General features: G+C 62.3%; 14 protein-coding genes and 2 pseudogenes. 8 read left to right on the top strand and 8 right to left on the bottom strand.

Annotated elements, in window-relative coordinates:
* Positions 1-122: 122 nt before the first annotated feature.
* Positions 123-662 carry an RNA 2',3'-cyclic phosphodiesterase gene (gene thpR / locus NE357_RS10870; protein ID WP_169429840.1) on the bottom strand — a complete coding sequence of 180 codons (540 nt, stop codon included), beginning with the start codon at positions 660-662 and terminating at the stop codon, positions 123-125.
* A gap of 107 nt (positions 663-769) precedes the next feature.
* On the opposite strand from thpR, the gene NE357_RS10865 reads away from it, so the two are divergent.
* A complete protein-coding gene (locus NE357_RS10865; protein WP_007957125.1) occupies positions 770-964 on the top strand; it encodes a hypothetical protein in 195 nt (64 codons plus the stop codon).
* A gap of 15 nt (positions 965-979) precedes the next feature.
* Here NE357_RS10865 and NE357_RS10860 read toward each other — a convergent pair whose 3' ends face one another.
* Positions 980-1,333: a DUF1428 domain-containing protein gene (locus NE357_RS10860; RefSeq protein ID WP_169429839.1), complete on the bottom strand. Its 354-nt coding sequence runs from the start codon at positions 1,331-1,333 to the stop codon at positions 980-982.
* Between the two features lie 2 nt (positions 1,334-1,335).
* Positions 1,336-2,415, bottom strand: a complete 1,080-nt coding sequence (locus NE357_RS10855; protein ID WP_169429838.1) for a hypothetical protein — start codon at positions 2,413-2,415, stop codon at positions 1,336-1,338.
* Positions 2,416-2,645: 230 nt separating this feature from the next.
* Here NE357_RS10855 and NE357_RS10850 point away from each other — a divergent pair, with 230 nt between their 5' ends.
* Entirely contained in the window at positions 2,646-2,918 is a 273-nt protein-coding gene (locus tag NE357_RS10850; RefSeq protein WP_169429837.1) for a hypothetical protein, read from the top strand.
* Between the two features lie 42 nt (positions 2,919-2,960).
* On the opposite strand, the gene NE357_RS10845 is transcribed toward NE357_RS10850, so the two are convergent.
* The gene (locus NE357_RS10845; RefSeq protein ID WP_169429836.1) at positions 2,961-3,170 is read right to left on the bottom strand and encodes a hypothetical protein; all 210 of its coding nucleotides are present in this window, start codon (positions 3,168-3,170) and stop codon (positions 2,961-2,963) included.
* Positions 3,171-3,472: 302 nt separating this feature from the next.
* Here NE357_RS10845 and paoA point away from each other — a divergent pair, with 302 nt between their 5' ends.
* From paoA to paoC, 3 genes are read left to right on the top strand one after another with little or no spacing between them, the layout of a single operon-like run.
* Positions 3,473-4,114, top strand: a complete 642-nt coding sequence (gene paoA / locus NE357_RS10840; protein WP_169429835.1) for an aldehyde dehydrogenase iron-sulfur subunit PaoA — start codon at positions 3,473-3,475, stop codon at positions 4,112-4,114.
* The gene (locus tag NE357_RS10835; protein WP_169429834.1) at positions 4,111-5,067 is read left to right on the top strand and encodes an FAD binding domain-containing protein; all 957 of its coding nucleotides are present in this window, start codon (positions 4,111-4,113) and stop codon (positions 5,065-5,067) included. The genes paoA and NE357_RS10835 overlap by 4 nt, the downstream gene beginning before the upstream one ends.
* Positions 5,064-7,262 (top strand): aldehyde oxidoreductase molybdenum-binding subunit PaoC, encoded by a 2,199-nt coding sequence (paoC, locus tag NE357_RS10830; protein WP_169429833.1) that lies wholly within the window; start codon positions 5,064-5,066, stop codon positions 7,260-7,262. The genes NE357_RS10835 and paoC overlap by 4 nt, the downstream gene beginning before the upstream one ends.
* Positions 7,263-7,318: 56 nt before the next feature.
* Here the strand turns inward: paoC and NE357_RS10825 are convergent, their stop codons facing one another.
* On the bottom strand, positions 7,319-8,263 hold the full coding sequence (locus NE357_RS10825; protein WP_169429832.1) for an aldo/keto reductase: 945 nt from the start codon (positions 8,261-8,263) through the stop codon (positions 7,319-7,321).
* Positions 8,264-8,375: 112 nt separating this feature from the next.
* Here NE357_RS10825 and NE357_RS10820 point away from each other — a divergent pair, with 112 nt between their 5' ends.
* The 3 genes from NE357_RS10820 (at position 8,376) to NE357_RS10810 (ending at position 11,103) form a co-directional block, all read left to right on the top strand.
* The gene (locus tag NE357_RS10820; RefSeq protein WP_169429831.1) at positions 8,376-9,146 is read left to right on the top strand and encodes an alpha/beta hydrolase; all 771 of its coding nucleotides are present in this window, start codon (positions 8,376-8,378) and stop codon (positions 9,144-9,146) included.
* Positions 9,147-9,285: 139 nt separating this feature from the next.
* On the top strand, positions 9,286-10,152 hold the full coding sequence (locus NE357_RS10815; protein WP_169429830.1) for a CAP domain-containing protein: 867 nt from the start codon (positions 9,286-9,288) through the stop codon (positions 10,150-10,152).
* 522 nt (positions 10,153-10,674) lie between these two features.
* Positions 10,675-11,103 (top strand): nuclear transport factor 2 family protein, encoded by a 429-nt coding sequence (locus NE357_RS10810; RefSeq protein WP_169429829.1) that lies wholly within the window; start codon positions 10,675-10,677, stop codon positions 11,101-11,103.
* Positions 11,104-11,169: 66 nt separating this feature from the next.
* Here NE357_RS10810 and mqo read toward each other — a convergent pair whose 3' ends face one another.
* The 3 genes and pseudogenes from mqo to NE357_RS10795 form a co-directional block, all read right to left on the bottom strand.
* Positions 11,170-12,819, bottom strand: coding sequence for a malate dehydrogenase (quinone) (gene mqo, locus NE357_RS10805; protein WP_169429828.1), 1,650 nt, complete (start codon positions 12,817-12,819; stop codon positions 11,170-11,172).
* A gap of 471 nt (positions 12,820-13,290) precedes the next feature.
* Positions 13,291-13,884, bottom strand: a pseudogene (locus tag NE357_RS10800) (methyl-accepting chemotaxis protein); the annotation flags it as partial.
* 309 nt (positions 13,885-14,193) lie between these two features.
* Positions 14,194-14,961, bottom strand: a pseudogene (locus NE357_RS10795) (MCP four helix bundle domain-containing protein); the annotation flags it as partial.
* Positions 14,962-15,080 lie beyond the last annotated feature (119 nt).

Below are 15,080 nucleotides of genomic sequence, written 5' to 3'. Positions count from 1 at the left end.
ACTCAATCGATTTCCGTTCACGCAGCGCCCTACCACCGCTGCACCCTCGCTCTGAACGGCCTCACCTGGCTTTCCTCGGTTCAGGTGAATTCAGGCGCCCTCGGGCGCCTTTTTTTGTGGGCTCAGATCAGTGGCCAGTCGGCCAGCGAGCGGTAGCGGCCCTTGTGGGATTCGAACAATGCAAAACGCTCGGCCCGCAGGAAGAACTCCGGCGACGTAGCGGATTCCGGTTCCGGCGCCCGATAGTCCCGGGCCAGCGTCAGATGCGGGCGATACTCACGGGTCGCCTCTTCAAACCCGAACGGCAACATCGCCTGCTCCAGCGCATACACCAATCGCAGCAATGCCTGCGGTGCCTGCTCCGGCGCCAGCGACAAGACCCCGGCACGCCGCCAGACCTGCAACCGATCCAGCGAAATCTTCAGCGCCTCCCCCGGCGTACGCACTTTCGCCGCGGCTTCGCAGACTTCGCCGATCTGCGCCAATGGCACCGCGCCGAGAAACAGCAGTGTCAGGTGAAAGTTGTCCGCCGGTACCGGTTTGCCGGTACGCAAACCCAGTTCGCTGCGCCACTGGGCAATCGCCTTGCGTTGTGCCGGTGGGCAGTCGAGGGCGAAGAACAGCCGCTTGAACGGTTGATCCCCGCGTGTTTCGTCCGTCATGGCCACGCTCCTTCGTTCGTCGAGATCCCTGGATTCTACACGCCCGTTTCTGGCGACTCTCGGCAAGGGGTTTATAGTTCAACGATTGCCATCAACCGGAGGACGTCATGCGCGAGATCCTCAGCAAAGAACCCTGGTGGGCCCGTCCGCCGAATCCCGGGCAGGATGAGAGCGAACTGGAATGGGGCTGGCTGGTGCATTACAGCGAGGGAGAACCACGTTTCGAATTCGTCCGCGAGCGGCCGACAGACGAGCAGATTCGCAACCGCAAAGGCTGCCGGATCACCCCGTCAGCGGAGTGATCCGGCGGCGCGGCATCAAGGCTCGAGAATGTCTTTGAAGCCACCAAAGATCATCCGCTGCCCATCGAACGGCATCGGATTGACGTCCGGCTGCATGCGCGGGTCTTCCATCATTTTCGCCATGCCGGTGTCGCGGGTGGCCTTGTCCGGCCAGACCAGCCAGCCCGCCGATACGGTTTCGCCTTCCTTGAGTTTTACCGCCATCGGGAATGAGGTGACCTTGCCGTCCGGCACGTCATCGCCCCAGCCCTGAATCACCTCGAGAGCGCCGTATTCCTTGAACAGCTTGGCGGCGATTTCACAGTGTTTTTTGTACTGCTCGCGGTTGGCATTCGGCACGGGCGCCACGAACACATCGATGTAAGCCATGATCATTCTCCTTGCAGGGTGGGTTCGGTCTGCTGAGTAGTCGACTCAGGTGGCCGCCATTCGACACGGTCGACGCCCAACCCGACCGACGGTTCATCCCGCCCGCCCAGACTGCCCTCGACCTGCGCCGCCATGTGCAGCGTGCCGGCCATCACACCGGTGGTCGGGTTCTGCACCAATTTCAGCCAGGCCTTGTCGAAGGTGTTGCCCAGGCTGCTGCGGATCAGCGCTTCGCTGTCGGGTCGGTCGTTGGCCTGGAGGATGGCGCGGATGCCTGCCACCCCCGCCGAGATCAGTCCGCCAACGAGTTTGCCGGCCGCCGCTGCCACCGCACTGGCAGCGCCCCGGGGCGCCATCTCTGCCTCCATGCGCTGGCTGGCACGCTTGGCCACCGGGGCCATGCCGGCATCGGTCGAGGCGATGCCCTTGGCCCCGCCTTCGGTGTGGATCTTGTCGATCAGCGCGGCATAGGCCGGCAAGGTATTCAACGGTTCAGTGCTGACAACCTGATACAGCGAGGCATCGCGGGTCGGCGGCGGGCCGAGGGCGATGGCGGGGATTTTCTGCAAGTGCCCGTTGAGCTGCGCGAGGGGTACGCCGTAACGCTGGGCGATGACCGGCATCTGCTGCGCCATCAGTTGCGCGTAGAACGCGGTGGCTTGGCCGAGGATCGCGTCCGGATCGATCTCCAGAGCCACCGGCGCCAGCACCCGCTCCTGATATTGCTCCAGCAAATACGCTGCCAAGCGTTTGGACGAAGCATCCTGCTCGCCACCGGCGCTGATGGTGTACCAACTGACCTTCATCGACAGCCATTCCTGGGTCCAGTAGCTGCTGAACCACGGGATGAATTTTTCTTCAGTTTGCTCGTAGACCCGAATGCGCCAATGTTCCATCGAACCGCGGGCGAACGCCTTGACCTGTTCGGTGGACTGCCGGGAAGCCACAACGATATCCCGGTCGATCTGCTGCCAGGTGGCCGGTGAAACCACCACCGGCGGCGCGCTCGCCGGGCCCCGCGCCGAAGTCGCGCAACCGGCCAGCAACATCAGTGCCGCGACGATCAGCGCACGCAGGTTCACGGTGGCGGTGTCCTTTGATGGGTCAGATCTGGAGGTAACGACTTGAGTATAGGTGCGGGTTTCAGCCGTTTGTCCGGTTGTATCGATCCTCGATCCGGGCGCGGGATTTCAGCTTTTGTTCCAACCATCACTGACGTCGATGATCACCATTACGACGATTGCCTTCCGCAGCAGACGCGTCCGGCGCAGGATTCACCCATCCGAGACACACACCACGAGGAGTTCACATCATGAGTCATACCGTCACCCTCGCCGTGAGCTTCCCGGTCTTCGGCAACAACTATTACGACCAGCACCCGGTGTCATTGAAGACACAAGCGCTGGTGTTCAACGAAGATTTCGAAGATCTGCTGATGCCCGCCGCAACCAATCACTTCAGCAATGAAGTGGTGGGCCTCAACGATCAGTTCCGTTTTCTGAGCGACATACTCGCCACCCATTTGCTGGACATCGAGGCTAACGTGCCTGCGCGATCCAGCGTCCGGGCGAACGCTCATTTTTAATGCCAAGGGGCGTTCCGGTCAGGAACGCCCCTTTTTTGCTCATTACTGGTCGTCGTTGTCGTCGCGATGATGGCGACGCCCGTCGCGCCGGTCATAGTCGCGATCATCCCAGCGTCGATCGTGGTCGTAATAACGGCCATGATCGCGATCGTAATGCCGGCCATGGCGGTAGTCATCATCAAAGTCCGCCACGCAGCCGCCCAGCAAAACGGCGGCAGAAACAGTCAGCAGCAGGGTTGTTGCACGCATCATTCAGGATTTCCCTAAAACCAAGGTCTTGACGACGGAACGGTCAGCGCTGCCCTCACCTTCAGGGTGCGGTGCGCGCAGCCGCAGCTTCGACCGGGTAAAACACCGATGATTCACTGACAGCCCATGACCGTTGATCGCCCCGTCTGCCTCTGTGAGGGAGGTCTGGTGCCAGGGTAAAAATCCGACAAAACCTTTTCCTCTCCCCTGCGGTCACTCCTAGAACAGACCAAGACTGGCGACCACGCCGGCGTGCATGTGCGGGTTATTTGCAATCCGCCGACCTGATCAGAGGAAGCCCAGCCATGAACGACCATCCGCCATCGGAGATGTCCCGACGCCGGTTCCTGATTCTCGGCGCCGTGACCGCAACCGCGTTTGCGCTACCGCCCTTCATCAGCCTCAAGGCCTACGCGGCCAATCTGGAGCAACCGGCCATGACCAAAGTGACGCTTGAGGTCAACGGCAAGCCGCAGACCCTTGATATCGATACCCGCACCACGCTGCTCGACGCCTTGCGCGAACACCTGCACCTGACCGGCAGCAAAAAAGGCTGCGACCACGGCCAGTGCGGTGCCTGCACGGTGATTGTCGATGGCCGGCGGATCAACTCGTGCCTGACCCTGGCCGTTATGCAGGACGGCGCCAAGGTCACCACCATCGAAGGCCTCGGCATGCCGGACCGGTTGCATCCGATGCAAGCCGCGTTCATCAAGCATGACGGTTATCAGTGCGGTTATTGCACACCGGGGCAGATCTGCTCGGCGGTGGCGGTGCTCAAGGAAATCCGCGACGGCATTCCCAGCCACGCCAGCCCCAGCCTGACCGAGCCGCCGCAACTGATCGCCAGCGAGTTGCAGGAACGCATGAGCGGCAACCTCTGCCGTTGCGGCGCCTACTCCAACATCATCGAAGCCATCAGCGAAGTCGCGGAGGTATCGGCATGAGAGCGTTCAATTACAGTCGCGCCGACTCCCCCGCCGCAGCCGCAGCACAAGCGGCGCAAACGCAAGGCGCGCGGTTCATCGCCGGCGGCACCAACCTGCTGGACTTGATGAAACTCGACATCGAAACGCCGCAGCACCTGATCGACGTCAACCACCTGGGACTCGACGGGATCGAAGCCACCCCCGAGGGCGGTTTGCGCATCGGCGCACTCGTGCGCAACACCGATCTGGCCGCCGACTCGCGCGTGCGCAAAGACTACGCCCTGCTCTCCCGGGCCTTGCTGGCCGGGGCCTCGGGGCAGTTGCGCAACATGGCAACCACCGCTGGCAACCTGCTGCAACGCACGCGCTGCCCGTATTTCTACGACACCAACCAGGCCTGCAACAAACGCAATCCCGGCAGTGGCTGCGCGGCGATTGGCGGGGTCACCCGGCAACTGGGGATCATCGGCGTCAGCGACGCCTGCATCGCCACGCACCCGAGCGACATGGCAGTTGCCCTGCGTGCGCTGGATGCGCAGATCGAAACCCTCAAACCCGACGGCAGCACCCGACGCATCGCCATGGCCGATTTCCACGCTTTGCCCGGCGATACCCCGCATATCGAAACCGCACTCACGGCCGGCGAATTGATCACCGGCGTTACCCTGCCCGCCCCGGTTGGCGGCACCCATGTCTATCACAAGGTGCGGGACCGTTCGTCCTATGCCTTCGCGCTGGTCTCTGTCGGGTTGATTCTGCAAAAGGACGGCAGCGGCCGCATCGCCGTCGGCGGCATCGCCCCGAAACCCTGGCGTGTCGAGGCCGCAGAAGCGCTGCTGCCCCAAGGCGCGAAAGCCGTCAGTGCGCGCCTGCTCGACGGCGCCACACCCACCCATGACAACCGGTTCAAGCTGACGCTGGTGGAGCGCACGCTCGCCTCGGTGCTGGCCCAAGCGAGGGACGAAGCATGAAATTCGACACGCCCGCCGCCACCAATCCGATTGACCAATTGAAAGTCATCGGCAAACCCACCGACCGCATCGAAGGCCCGCTGAAAACCAGCGGTCAGGCGCCCTACGCTTACGAACAACACGAAGCGGCAAAAAATCAGGCTTACGGCGTCATGGTCGGTGCAGCCATCGCCAAGGGTCGTATCACGCGCATGGATCTGGACAAGGCCCAGGCTGCCCCCGGGGTTCTGGCCATCGTGACCTCTGCCAATGCCGGCAAACTCGGCAAGGGCAAATACAACGCCGCGCACCTGCTGGCCGGCCCCGAGGTGCAGCACTATCACCAGGCGGTGGCACTGGTGATCGCCGAAACCTTCGAACAGGCCCGCGCTGCCGCGCAGCTTGTGCATGTCGAGTACGCGACAGACAAAGGCCAGTTCGATCTGGCCACTGTGCGGGATCAGGGTGTGGAGCCGAAGGAAGAATTGCCGGACGTCAGACACGGCGATTTCGCCACCGCTTTTGCCGCCGCCCCGGTGCAGTTCGACCAGACCTACAGCACCCCGGACCAGTCCCACGCGATGATGGAACCCCACTCGACCCTCGCTGCATGGCAAGGCGATCAACTGACCCTGTGGACCTCGAACCAGATGATCGCCTGGAGCGTCGGTGACATCGCCACCACCCTCGGCCTGCCCAAGGACAAGGTGCGATTGATCTCGCCCTACATTGGCGGTGGATTCGGCGGCAAGCTGTTCATCCGCGCCGACACGATCCTCGCCGCACTCGGCGCACGCCTGGCCAACCGACCCGTGAAGGTCGCCCTCGCCCGCCCGCAGATCGCCAACAACACCACTCACCGCCCCGCCACCATCCAGCGCATCCGCCTGGGCGCCACGGCGGACGGCAAACTCACCGCCATCGCCCACGAAGGCTGGTCGGGCAACCTGGCCGAGGGCAAGGTCGAAGTCGCCGCGCAGCCGAGTCAGTTGCTCTACGCCGGGGAAAATCGTCTGGTGAGCATGCGCCTGGCGCCGTTGGATCTGCCGGAAGGCAACGCCATGCGTGCCCCCGGAGAAACTCCGGGGCTGATGGTGCTGGAGATCGCCATGGACGAGATGGCGGAAAAACTCAAACTCGATCCGATCCAGTTCCGCATCCTCAACGACACCCAGGTCGATCCGGTAAAAACCGAGCGACCGTTCTCCCAACGACGCCTGATCGAATGCCTGCAGACCGGCGCCGAACACTTCGGCTGGGACAAACGCAATGCAACGCCCGGCACACGTCGCGAAGGTCGCTGGCTGATCGGCATGGGCGTGGCCGCGGCGATTCGCAATAACCTGCTGGTGAAATCCGGCGCAAGAGTTCGGCTGGAGCGTGACGGCAAGATCACCGTGGAAACCGACATGACCGATATCGGCACGGGCAGCTACACCATCATCGCCCAGACCGCCGCCGAGATGATGGGTGTGGGCCTGGATGATGTGGTGGTGCATCTGGGGGATTCGAGTTTTCCGGTGTCGTCCGGCTCCGGCGGCCAGTTCGGCGCCAATTGCTCGACCGCCGGGGTCTACGCCGCGTGCATGAAGCTGCGCGAAGCGGTGACGACGAAACTGGGCATGACCGAGGCGGACGCGGTGTTCGCCGATGGCCAGGTGCAGCTCGGCAACAAACACGTGCCGTTACGCGATGCCGCGCAAAACGGTGCGATCGAAGCCGAGGACAGCATCGAATTCGCCGACCTCGCCAAGCAGTATCAGCAATCGACGTTCGGTGCGCATTTCGTCGAAGTCGCGGTCGATGCCGCTACCGGCGAAGTGCGTGTACGGCGGATGCTCGCGGTCTGTGCTGCCGGGCGGATTCTCAACCCGAAATCCGCCCGCAGCCAGGTGATCGGCGCGATGACCATGGGCGTCGGGGCGGCGCTGATGGAGGAGCTGTCGGTGGACAAGCGCCTGGGCTTTTTCGTCAATCACGACCTGGCCGGCTACGAAGTGCCGGTGCATGCGGACATCCCGCATCAGGAGGTGATCTTCCTCGATGAAACCGACCCGATCTCTTCGCCGATGAAGGCCAAAGGCGTGGGCGAACTGGGCATCTGCGGGGTCAGCGCGGCGGTGGCGAATGCAATCTACAACTCCACCGGGGCGCGGGTGCGGGAGTATCCGATTACCCTGGACAAGATTCTCGATTCGCTGCCGCCGATGATCTGAATTCGCTAGCGCGCTAGCATGGGGTGCTGGTGCGCTATTCACTCCTGCGATGGAAATTACCCCACCAGAGCAATCAACTGCTGCCGCTGCGCATCAGTCAGCATCGACCCGAACCCGGCGCCGGCATTGTCGGCCATGTAACGCGGGTTGCCGGTGCCCGGGATGACACAAGTCACCGCCGTGTTCGAGAGCAAAAACTTCAGCGCCAGTTGCGGCCAACTACTCACCTGCACGTCCGACACCCAGCCCGGCAGGGGCTTGCCCTTGAGCCGGGCCAGCAGCCCGCCGCCGCCAAACGGCCGGTTGCAGATCACTGCCACCCCGCGTTCGCGGCACAACGGCAGGATGCGTTTTTCCACGCCACGGTCATCGAGGGCGTAGTTGATCTGCAGGAAGTCGAGCGGCTCGGCCTTCAACACCGCTTCCACTTCCTCGTAGGCCGAGGGCGTGTAATGGGTGATGCCGATGTAACGGATGCGGCCCTGTTCCTTCCATTCGCGCAGCGTCGGCAGATGAGTTTGCCAGTCCAGCAGGTTATGGATCTGCATCAGGTCGATGCGATCGGTGCGCAGCAGGCGGAAGGAGTTCTCCATCTGCGCGATGCCCTCCTCGCGTCCCCGGGTCCACACCTTGGTTGCCAGAAACGCCGGTGAACGGGGTTCGTGAATCGACAACAGCTCGCCGGTGGTTTCTTCGGCGCGGCCATACATCGGTGAGCTGTCAATCAGCGTGCCGCCCTTTCTGAACAACTCGTCGAGCACCGCCGGTAATTGTTTATAGGCCGGTTCGCCGGGCGCGACGTCGAAGCCGCGATAAGTGCCCAGCCCTACCAGGGGCAGTAGCTCGGAGCTGGAAGGAATGGCGCGGGTCTGCATGGTCTGGCCTCCAGGGGCACTCGACGACGTGGCGGCAGCCAACGCCCGGTCAACAGTGAATAGCGCGGTGACCCCGGCTGCCAGTTTGAGCAGGCGGCGACGGGAACAACCCTCAGTGTGGCTCATGCTCGCACCTCTGTTGCGCGGATCTGTTGCACCTTGTGTGCGGCGGCGGTCACCGGGGAAGGCTCAACTACACTGCATGGGCGACCCCTCACGTCCCGTTAAAGTTAGTCGAATGTCCAGAATCCTGATGTCACTCGTCGCTTTGCTGCTGGCCCTGTACCTGATCCTGTGTGCAGCACTGTTCGTGTTCCAGCGCTCGCTGATCTATTTTCCGCCGTCAGGTTCAATGGATTCGGCGGAATCGCGGATGACCCTGACAATGCCCGACGCGAACATTCGCGTCAGTGTCCGCGAGCATTCCGGAGCACGGGCGTTGATCTATTTCGGTGGCAATGCCGAGGACGTCTCGCGCAATCTGCCGGCATTTTCCGAGGCGTTTCCCGACCACGCGATCTACCTGCTGCACTATCGCGGTTTTGGTGGCAGTGACGGTTCGCCGTCCGAAGAAGCGATTGCCCGGGATGCTGTGGGGCTTTTCGATCAGGTGTTTGCCAGGCATCCGCAGATTGCGCTGATCGGGCGCAGCCTCGGTTCCGGCGTCGCGGTGCGGCTGGCCAGTCAGCGGCCGGTAACGCGGCTGATTCTGGTCACGCCCTTCAACAGCCTCCAGGAACTCGCCGTCCGGCATTACCCGTGGGTGCCGGTGAAATGGCTGCTCAAGGAGCGTTACGAATCGGGCAAGTACGCCGAGCATATCCGTGCGCCAACCCTGCTGCTGGCAGCGAGCGATGATGAGGTGGTGCCACGGGGCAGTAGCGAACGCCTGCTGCGCAATTTCCCGGATGGTGTGGCGACCCTGAAAGTGGTGACGGAGGCGACGCACAATTCAATTTCCGAGCGCCCGCAATACCTGCAATGGATGAAGGATGTGCTGAACCGCTGAGTGCCCCTTGCGCAGTTCGTCGGCGTCCTGACAAAGCCCTGGGCGTCCCGTGAACCAAGTGCAGAAAGGCCAGTCCTACGCGCGCCGCATTCGCGGTTAACTCCCTGTCAGCGCTGTATTTTTCAGAGTCTTGCGTCCCATGCGCCACGCCGCTCGTTCGTCTCGCTTCGTATCGCTGTGCCTGTTGCTCCTCTCCCCTCTGCTAGCCCCCACCGCCCATGCCGGCGCGGAACGACAACTGGCGGCCGCCATCAATGACCTGCGCGCCCATCCGCAACGCTGTGACCGACGCCCGGCACAACGCCTGGCGCCGCTGGCGCTCAAGCAGAACATTGCGTTGCCCATCGGCTATGGCTACGGCGGCGGGTTGCGCGAGCAGTTGAAGTCTTCCGGTTATGCGGCAGTGGCCGTGCGCAGCATCCGCATTGTCGGGGCCGAGGATGCCGAAGAGGCGTTCGATCAGTTGCAGGACGAACATTGCAGCGCGCTGCTGGATGCGCAGTATGCCGACATCGGTATCAGCCACGCCCGCAGCGAATGGCAAGTGGTGCTGGCCCGTCCGCTGATCGACAGTCGCATGGGTGACAACCGCAGCGTCGGCAAGGCCCTGCTGGCGCAAGTCAACGCTGCCCGCGCCCGGCCGCGCCTGTGCGGACGCCAGCGTTTCGCCGCTGCCCGGCCTCTGAGCTGGAACCCGTCCCTCGGCGCCGCGGCTCAGGGCCACAGCAAGGCCATGGCCTACGGCAACTACTTCGCTCACCAGGACCCGGACGGCGACATGCCGGCGGATCGTGCCCGATCCGCCGGTTACCGTGGGCGGCAGATCGGCGAGAACATCGCCGCCGGGCAAAGCTCACCGGGCAGTGCGATGGCCGGCTGGCTCGCCAGCCCCGGACACTGCGCCAACCTGATGAACCCGATGTTCACCCAGGTCGGCGCCGGTTTTGCCAGTGATGCCCGCAGTGACAACGGTGTGTACTGGACGATGTTGTTCGGCGCGCCTTGACACCTCACTTCGGTCGACGCATCGCCCGCTCGCCGCCATCGGCACCCACCCTGATCGTGCGCAGAGTCCATGACTTGGGCGCCACGATGGGTACCCCAGTGAAGGGATACCCCGGTTTAGTCCGGATCCTGTGCCGACACCCGTCCGGGCCTGCGGAAACCGACTGGCGAGGGACGGCTCAGACCGGTGAAATCGTGGCCAGGACGCCGATCATGATGGTCAACACGAGAAAGCCGCCGAGGAAAAACGCCATCTTAGCCATGAAGGCCTCCTGAATACTGAATGTCCGGCGCACCGGGCGCTTCGGAATGAAGCGCGTGCCATGTGGCCGAACCGCAGGGCTATTCTGGGCGCTTGGCTGAGACGGTTACAGATGCAGATTCAACAGGAAAAAGCGGATCAGATGGATTTGGCGCACTCATGTGTCGACATTCAGATCGATACAGAGGGTTTCCATTGCGCCGCTTTGATCTAGAGTCATGGGCGCCACGCAAAGAACAACAAAAATACAGGAGTGAAACCATGTCCAAGCTGAACCTGCACCCCAACGCCGCCGAATCCCTGAACCGCTGGCATGACATGATCCGTACCGGCAACCTGAAAGCCCTGCCCGACCTGCTCGATCCACAAGCCGTGTTTCGCTCGCCGATGGCCCACACGCCTTACCCCGGCGCACCGGTGGTCTCGATGATCCTCAACACTGTGTTCAACGTATTCGAAGACTTCAAATACCACCGTGAACTGGCGACGGCGGATGGCTTGAACGTAGTGCTGGAGTTCAGCGCAAAGGTTGGGTCGAAGGAGCTCAAGGGTATCGACATGATCCGCTTCGATGAACAGGGGAAGATCGTCGAGTTCGAAGTGATGGTGCGGCCGTTGAGCGGGTTGCAGGCGCTGGGGGAGGAAATGGGCCGGCGCCTGGGGGCTTATCTGGCAAACGCCAAAGCCTGAAGTCCGGGCACAAAAAAGCCCACTGACCGTCACCGGTTCAGTGGGCTTTGTGTGTCAGGCGTCTAATTACAGAGCCATGTCACGTGCAGCACTTTCTTTCGGAGCCTGTGGCTTTTCAGCCGAAGCAGGTGCCGCCGCAGGTGCAGCCTGGCCAATCGCCGGTGGCGTTGGCAGTTGCAGGATCTTGGCGGTGTAAGCCCACTCTTCGGCCACTTTGGCCGGATCGTTGTTCAGCTGGGTTCCGTAGCTTGGAACGATCTGGTGCAGCTTGGCCTGCCACTCAGGGGTAGCGACCTTGTCCTTGAAGACTTTCTGCAGCACGCTCAGCATGATCGGTGCAGCGGTCGATGCGCCTGGCGATGCGCCCAGCAGACCGGCGATGGAGCCGTCTTTCGAAGCAACGATCTCGGTGCCCAGTTTCAGCACGCCGCCAGCGGCTTCATCACGCTTGATGATCTGCACGCGCTGGCCGGCTTGCCACAGGCGCCAGTCTTCGGCTTTCGCGTTCGGGAAGTATTCCTTCAGCGCGTTCAGACGGTCTTCATCCGACAGCATCAGTTGACCGGCCAGGTACTCGACCAGCGGGTATTCCTTGATGCCGACCCTGGTCATAGGCCAGATGTTGTGGGTGGTGGTGCTGGTCAGCAGGTCCAGGTACGAACCTTCCTTCAGGAACTTGGTGCTGAAGGTTGCGAACGGGCCAAACAGGATGACGCGCTTGCCGTCCAGGACGCGGGTGTCCAGGTGCGGAACGGACATCGGAGGCGCACCAACCGAAGCCTTACCGTAAGCCTTGGCCAGGTGCTGTTCGGCGATGGCCGGGTTATCGGTCACCAGGAACGAGCCGCCTACCGGGAAGCCAGCGTATTCCTTGGCTTCTTCGATACCGGACTTCTGCAGCAGGTGCAGGGCACCGCCACCGGCGCCGATGAACACGAACTTGGCGTCGGTTTCAGTCTTGGTGCCGTCTTTCAGGTTCTTGTAGCTGACGCGCCAGGTACCATCGGCATTCTTGGTGATGTCCTGTACTTCGCTCGACAGTTTCAGATCGAAGTTAGGCTTGGTCTGCAGGTAACTGGCGAACTGGCGGGTGATTTCGCCAAAGTTCATGTCGGTGCCCAGCGGGCTCCAGGTGGCCGCGATTTTCTGGTTCGGGTCACGCCCTTCCATCATCAGCGGAACCCACTTCTTGATCACGGCCGGGTCTTCGGAGTACTGCATGCCGGCGAACAGCGGGCTCGCCTGCAGGGCTTCGTAGCGCTTTTTCAGGAACTTGATGTTGTCATCGCCCCACACGAAGCTCATGTGCGGAGTGGTGTTGATGAACGAGCGAGGGTTCTTCAGAACGCCTTGCTGAACCTGCCAGGCCCAGAACTGACGGGAGACCTGGAACGCTTCGTTGATCTCGACGGCTTTCGGGATCGTTACGTTGCCCTTATCGTCTTCCGGGGTGTAGTTCAGCTCGGCCAGCGCCGAGTGACCGGTACCGGCGTTGTTCCAGCCGTTGGAGCTTTCCAGGGCGACGCCGTCGAGGCGCTCGACCATTTCCATCGACCAGCTTGGCTCCAGCTCATTGATCCACACACCAAGGGTGGTGCTCATGATGCCGCCGCCGATCAGCAGGACGTCGACTTTTTTTGCTTCGTCAGCATTGGCGGATGTCATCCCCATCGCCAAAGCCAGACCCAGCAGGGCTGTGTTCACTTTTTTAAACATCCGTTGCACCTATGATAAAACGCCTTCCGCCCGCCGCTGTTGTACGTATGCATTCCCCCTCTTTTCGCGACACTCAGGCCAGCGTCGCGGGTTCCGGCACACTTCAATTTTGACGGGTGGGCACACAAGGCCGACAGGCTGCGTCGACCTCAGTTATATGTCCCTTCTGAACTGACTTCTTATCATTATTGGCTTCAGCTACTTGAGCGACAGGGGTTCGGTCGGCCCGCCGAAAAGCGCGCCAGACTGAATTAGGTCAAACCAAGTGGCGCGAAGAATATCACGTCAGGGCAAACCCGCGCGTCTGTTCCCGACTTGATGGTCTTTATCCGCCTGATGACTTATCGGCTGATGCCCACCGAACATGACCCCGACAATGCCTCTGGCTGAAGCCATTCAGCCATTTGACCGTCCTTTCCCCACCCGCCTGCGGCCTTGCACTGGTTACAAATGAGGTTGACGGCGCCCGGGTCACAACCGGAATCGATCCACCGACTGCGCCAGCCGCCCCGCCAGATTCGACAACTCGTCCGTCGTATTCGCTGTCTCGCCGATCACCTTGCTGTTGCCTTCCGACATGCCGGCGATCATCTCCACCTGATGGGCGATTTCGTTGCTGGCCTGGCTCTGTTCGCCGATGGTGCGGGTAATGTCGTTGACCAGTTGCGTGGTGTTGAGGGTGGCGTCGAGGATTTCGCGGATGGCCCGTTCGACGTCGGCGGTGACGGCCATCCCCTTGTCGACTTGAGCCACACCCGCCTCCATGCTGCTGACCGCCTCACGGGTACTGTTCTGGATGCGGGCGACCATCGCAGCGATTTCCTGGGTCGAGGCGCTGGTGCGGGCAGCCAGGCTGCGCACTTCATCGGCGACCACGGCAAAACCTCTGCCCTGCTCACCCGCCCGGGCCGCTTCAATGGCCGCATTGAGCGCCAGCAGGTTGGTCTGGTCGGCGATGCTCTTGATCACCTGAATGATGTTGAAGATGCCTTCGGACTCATGATCCAGGGTGCGGATCACCTGCGCCGACTGCTGGGCGGAGCGGGCGATGTCGTCCATGTCGCTGACCACTTGATGGATCACCTGCCCGCCGTTCTTGGCCAGTGATTCGGCCTGACTGGCCATGCTCAGGGCCCGTTCGGCGTGGCGGGTGATTTCTTCGATGCTGGCGGTCATCTGGCTCGCGGCAGCGGCCATGGTGCCGGCGGCGGTGCTTTGTTGCTGGCTGCTGTCCGCCACCCGATGGCAGCCGTGGCTCAGTTGCTCGCTCATGCCACTGACGCCGTGGGCATTGCGCCGCACCACATCGATCATTTCCCGCAGATCCCGCTGCATGGTGGCCAGCGTGCGGATCAGCGCGCTGGCTTCGTCCTTGCCGGACGGCTCGGCGATCGGCTCGCTGAGGTTGCCATGAGCAATGCTCTCGGCAATGCGGCTGGCGGTTTTCAGCGGGCCGGTGATGCTCAGGATCACCCAGCGTCCCTGAACCAACAGCAGCAACAGGCTGGCGATCAGCACAATGCCGAGGGCGATGTTGGCGTTGCGGATCGCCGCCTCGGTGCCCTGGCTGGTCTGCCGGGTACTGGTTTCGATCAGTTCGCTCAAGGACGCCATCTGTTCTTCAAGCTGGCTGAACGCGGCGCTGAACGTACCGAGTTCGTGCTGCGCCGTGTCGGGGTTGGCCAGCGCCAGCCCGACAATCCGCTCGCCCGCGTCGATATAAGTGTCGAGGCTTGGCTTGATCTGCTCCAGCGCAGCCCGGATCGTGGCGTCCAGGGGCAGTTTGAGGTTCTCGCCGAGGACATCGCGAAAATGCGCGGCATGCTCCTCTACGGATCGGCGCACCTCGTCCGCCGTGCCGTTGCTCTTGCCCAGCCCCACCAGCATGGCCGAATAGACGTCGGCGCGCAGGGCGTCATGCATCATGTCGGCTTCCATGTGATTGCGCAGCGCACTCATGCTGACGGCGTTGTCACTGACTGCCGACGCCATCCGCTGGTTGCCGACATAACTGACCAGACTCACGATCAGCGCTGTCAGCAGGCTGGTCGCAATCAGCAGCACCAAACGCAGTTTGATCGACACGGTGGATCCTCCGGGAGCGCCCTGAAATGAGCCTTTCAGCGTTTCAGTTAAGCTCATTTCCACCCGCCTGCCGCGCCAGAGCGTCGCAATGTGTGTCAGCACCCGCCCCGCGCCCTCGAAGACTGTGCACCAGGTCTCACTTTGTGCGGCGACCACCCGCCATCTTGCACGGAACT

It is taken from the genome of Pseudomonas sp. G7(2022), from assembly GCF_052660475.1.
This window is presented reverse-complemented; position numbering and strand designations above follow the sequence as displayed.

Coding starts and splice junctions, on each gene's coding strand:
- thpR (WP_169429840.1), bottom strand. CDS start 662: ATGACGGACGAAACACGCGGGGATCAACCGTTCAAGCGGCTGTTCTTC.
- NE357_RS10865 (WP_007957125.1), top strand. CDS start 770: ATGCGCGAGATCCTCAGCAAAGAACCCTGGTGGGCCCGTCCGCCGAAT.
- NE357_RS10860 (WP_169429839.1), bottom strand. CDS start 1,333: ATGGCTTACATCGATGTGTTCGTGGCGCCCGTGCCGAATGCCAACCGC.
- NE357_RS10850 (WP_169429837.1), top strand. CDS start 2,646: ATGAGTCATACCGTCACCCTCGCCGTGAGCTTCCCGGTCTTCGGCAAC.
- NE357_RS10845 (WP_169429836.1), bottom strand. CDS start 3,170: ATGATGCGTGCAACAACCCTGCTGCTGACTGTTTCTGCCGCCGTTTTG.
- paoA (WP_169429835.1), top strand. CDS start 3,473: ATGAACGACCATCCGCCATCGGAGATGTCCCGACGCCGGTTCCTGATT.
- NE357_RS10835 (WP_169429834.1), top strand. CDS start 4,111: ATGAGAGCGTTCAATTACAGTCGCGCCGACTCCCCCGCCGCAGCCGCA.
- paoC (WP_169429833.1), top strand. CDS start 5,064: ATGAAATTCGACACGCCCGCCGCCACCAATCCGATTGACCAATTGAAA.
- NE357_RS10825 (WP_169429832.1), bottom strand. CDS start 8,263: ATGAGCCACACTGAGGGTTGTTCCCGTCGCCGCCTGCTCAAACTGGCA.
- NE357_RS10820 (WP_169429831.1), top strand. CDS start 8,376: ATGTCCAGAATCCTGATGTCACTCGTCGCTTTGCTGCTGGCCCTGTAC.
- NE357_RS10815 (WP_169429830.1), top strand. CDS start 9,286: ATGCGCCACGCCGCTCGTTCGTCTCGCTTCGTATCGCTGTGCCTGTTG.
- NE357_RS10810 (WP_169429829.1), top strand. CDS start 10,675: ATGTCCAAGCTGAACCTGCACCCCAACGCCGCCGAATCCCTGAACCGC.
- mqo (WP_169429828.1), bottom strand. CDS start 12,819: ATGTTTAAAAAAGTGAACACAGCCCTGCTGGGTCTGGCTTTGGCGATG.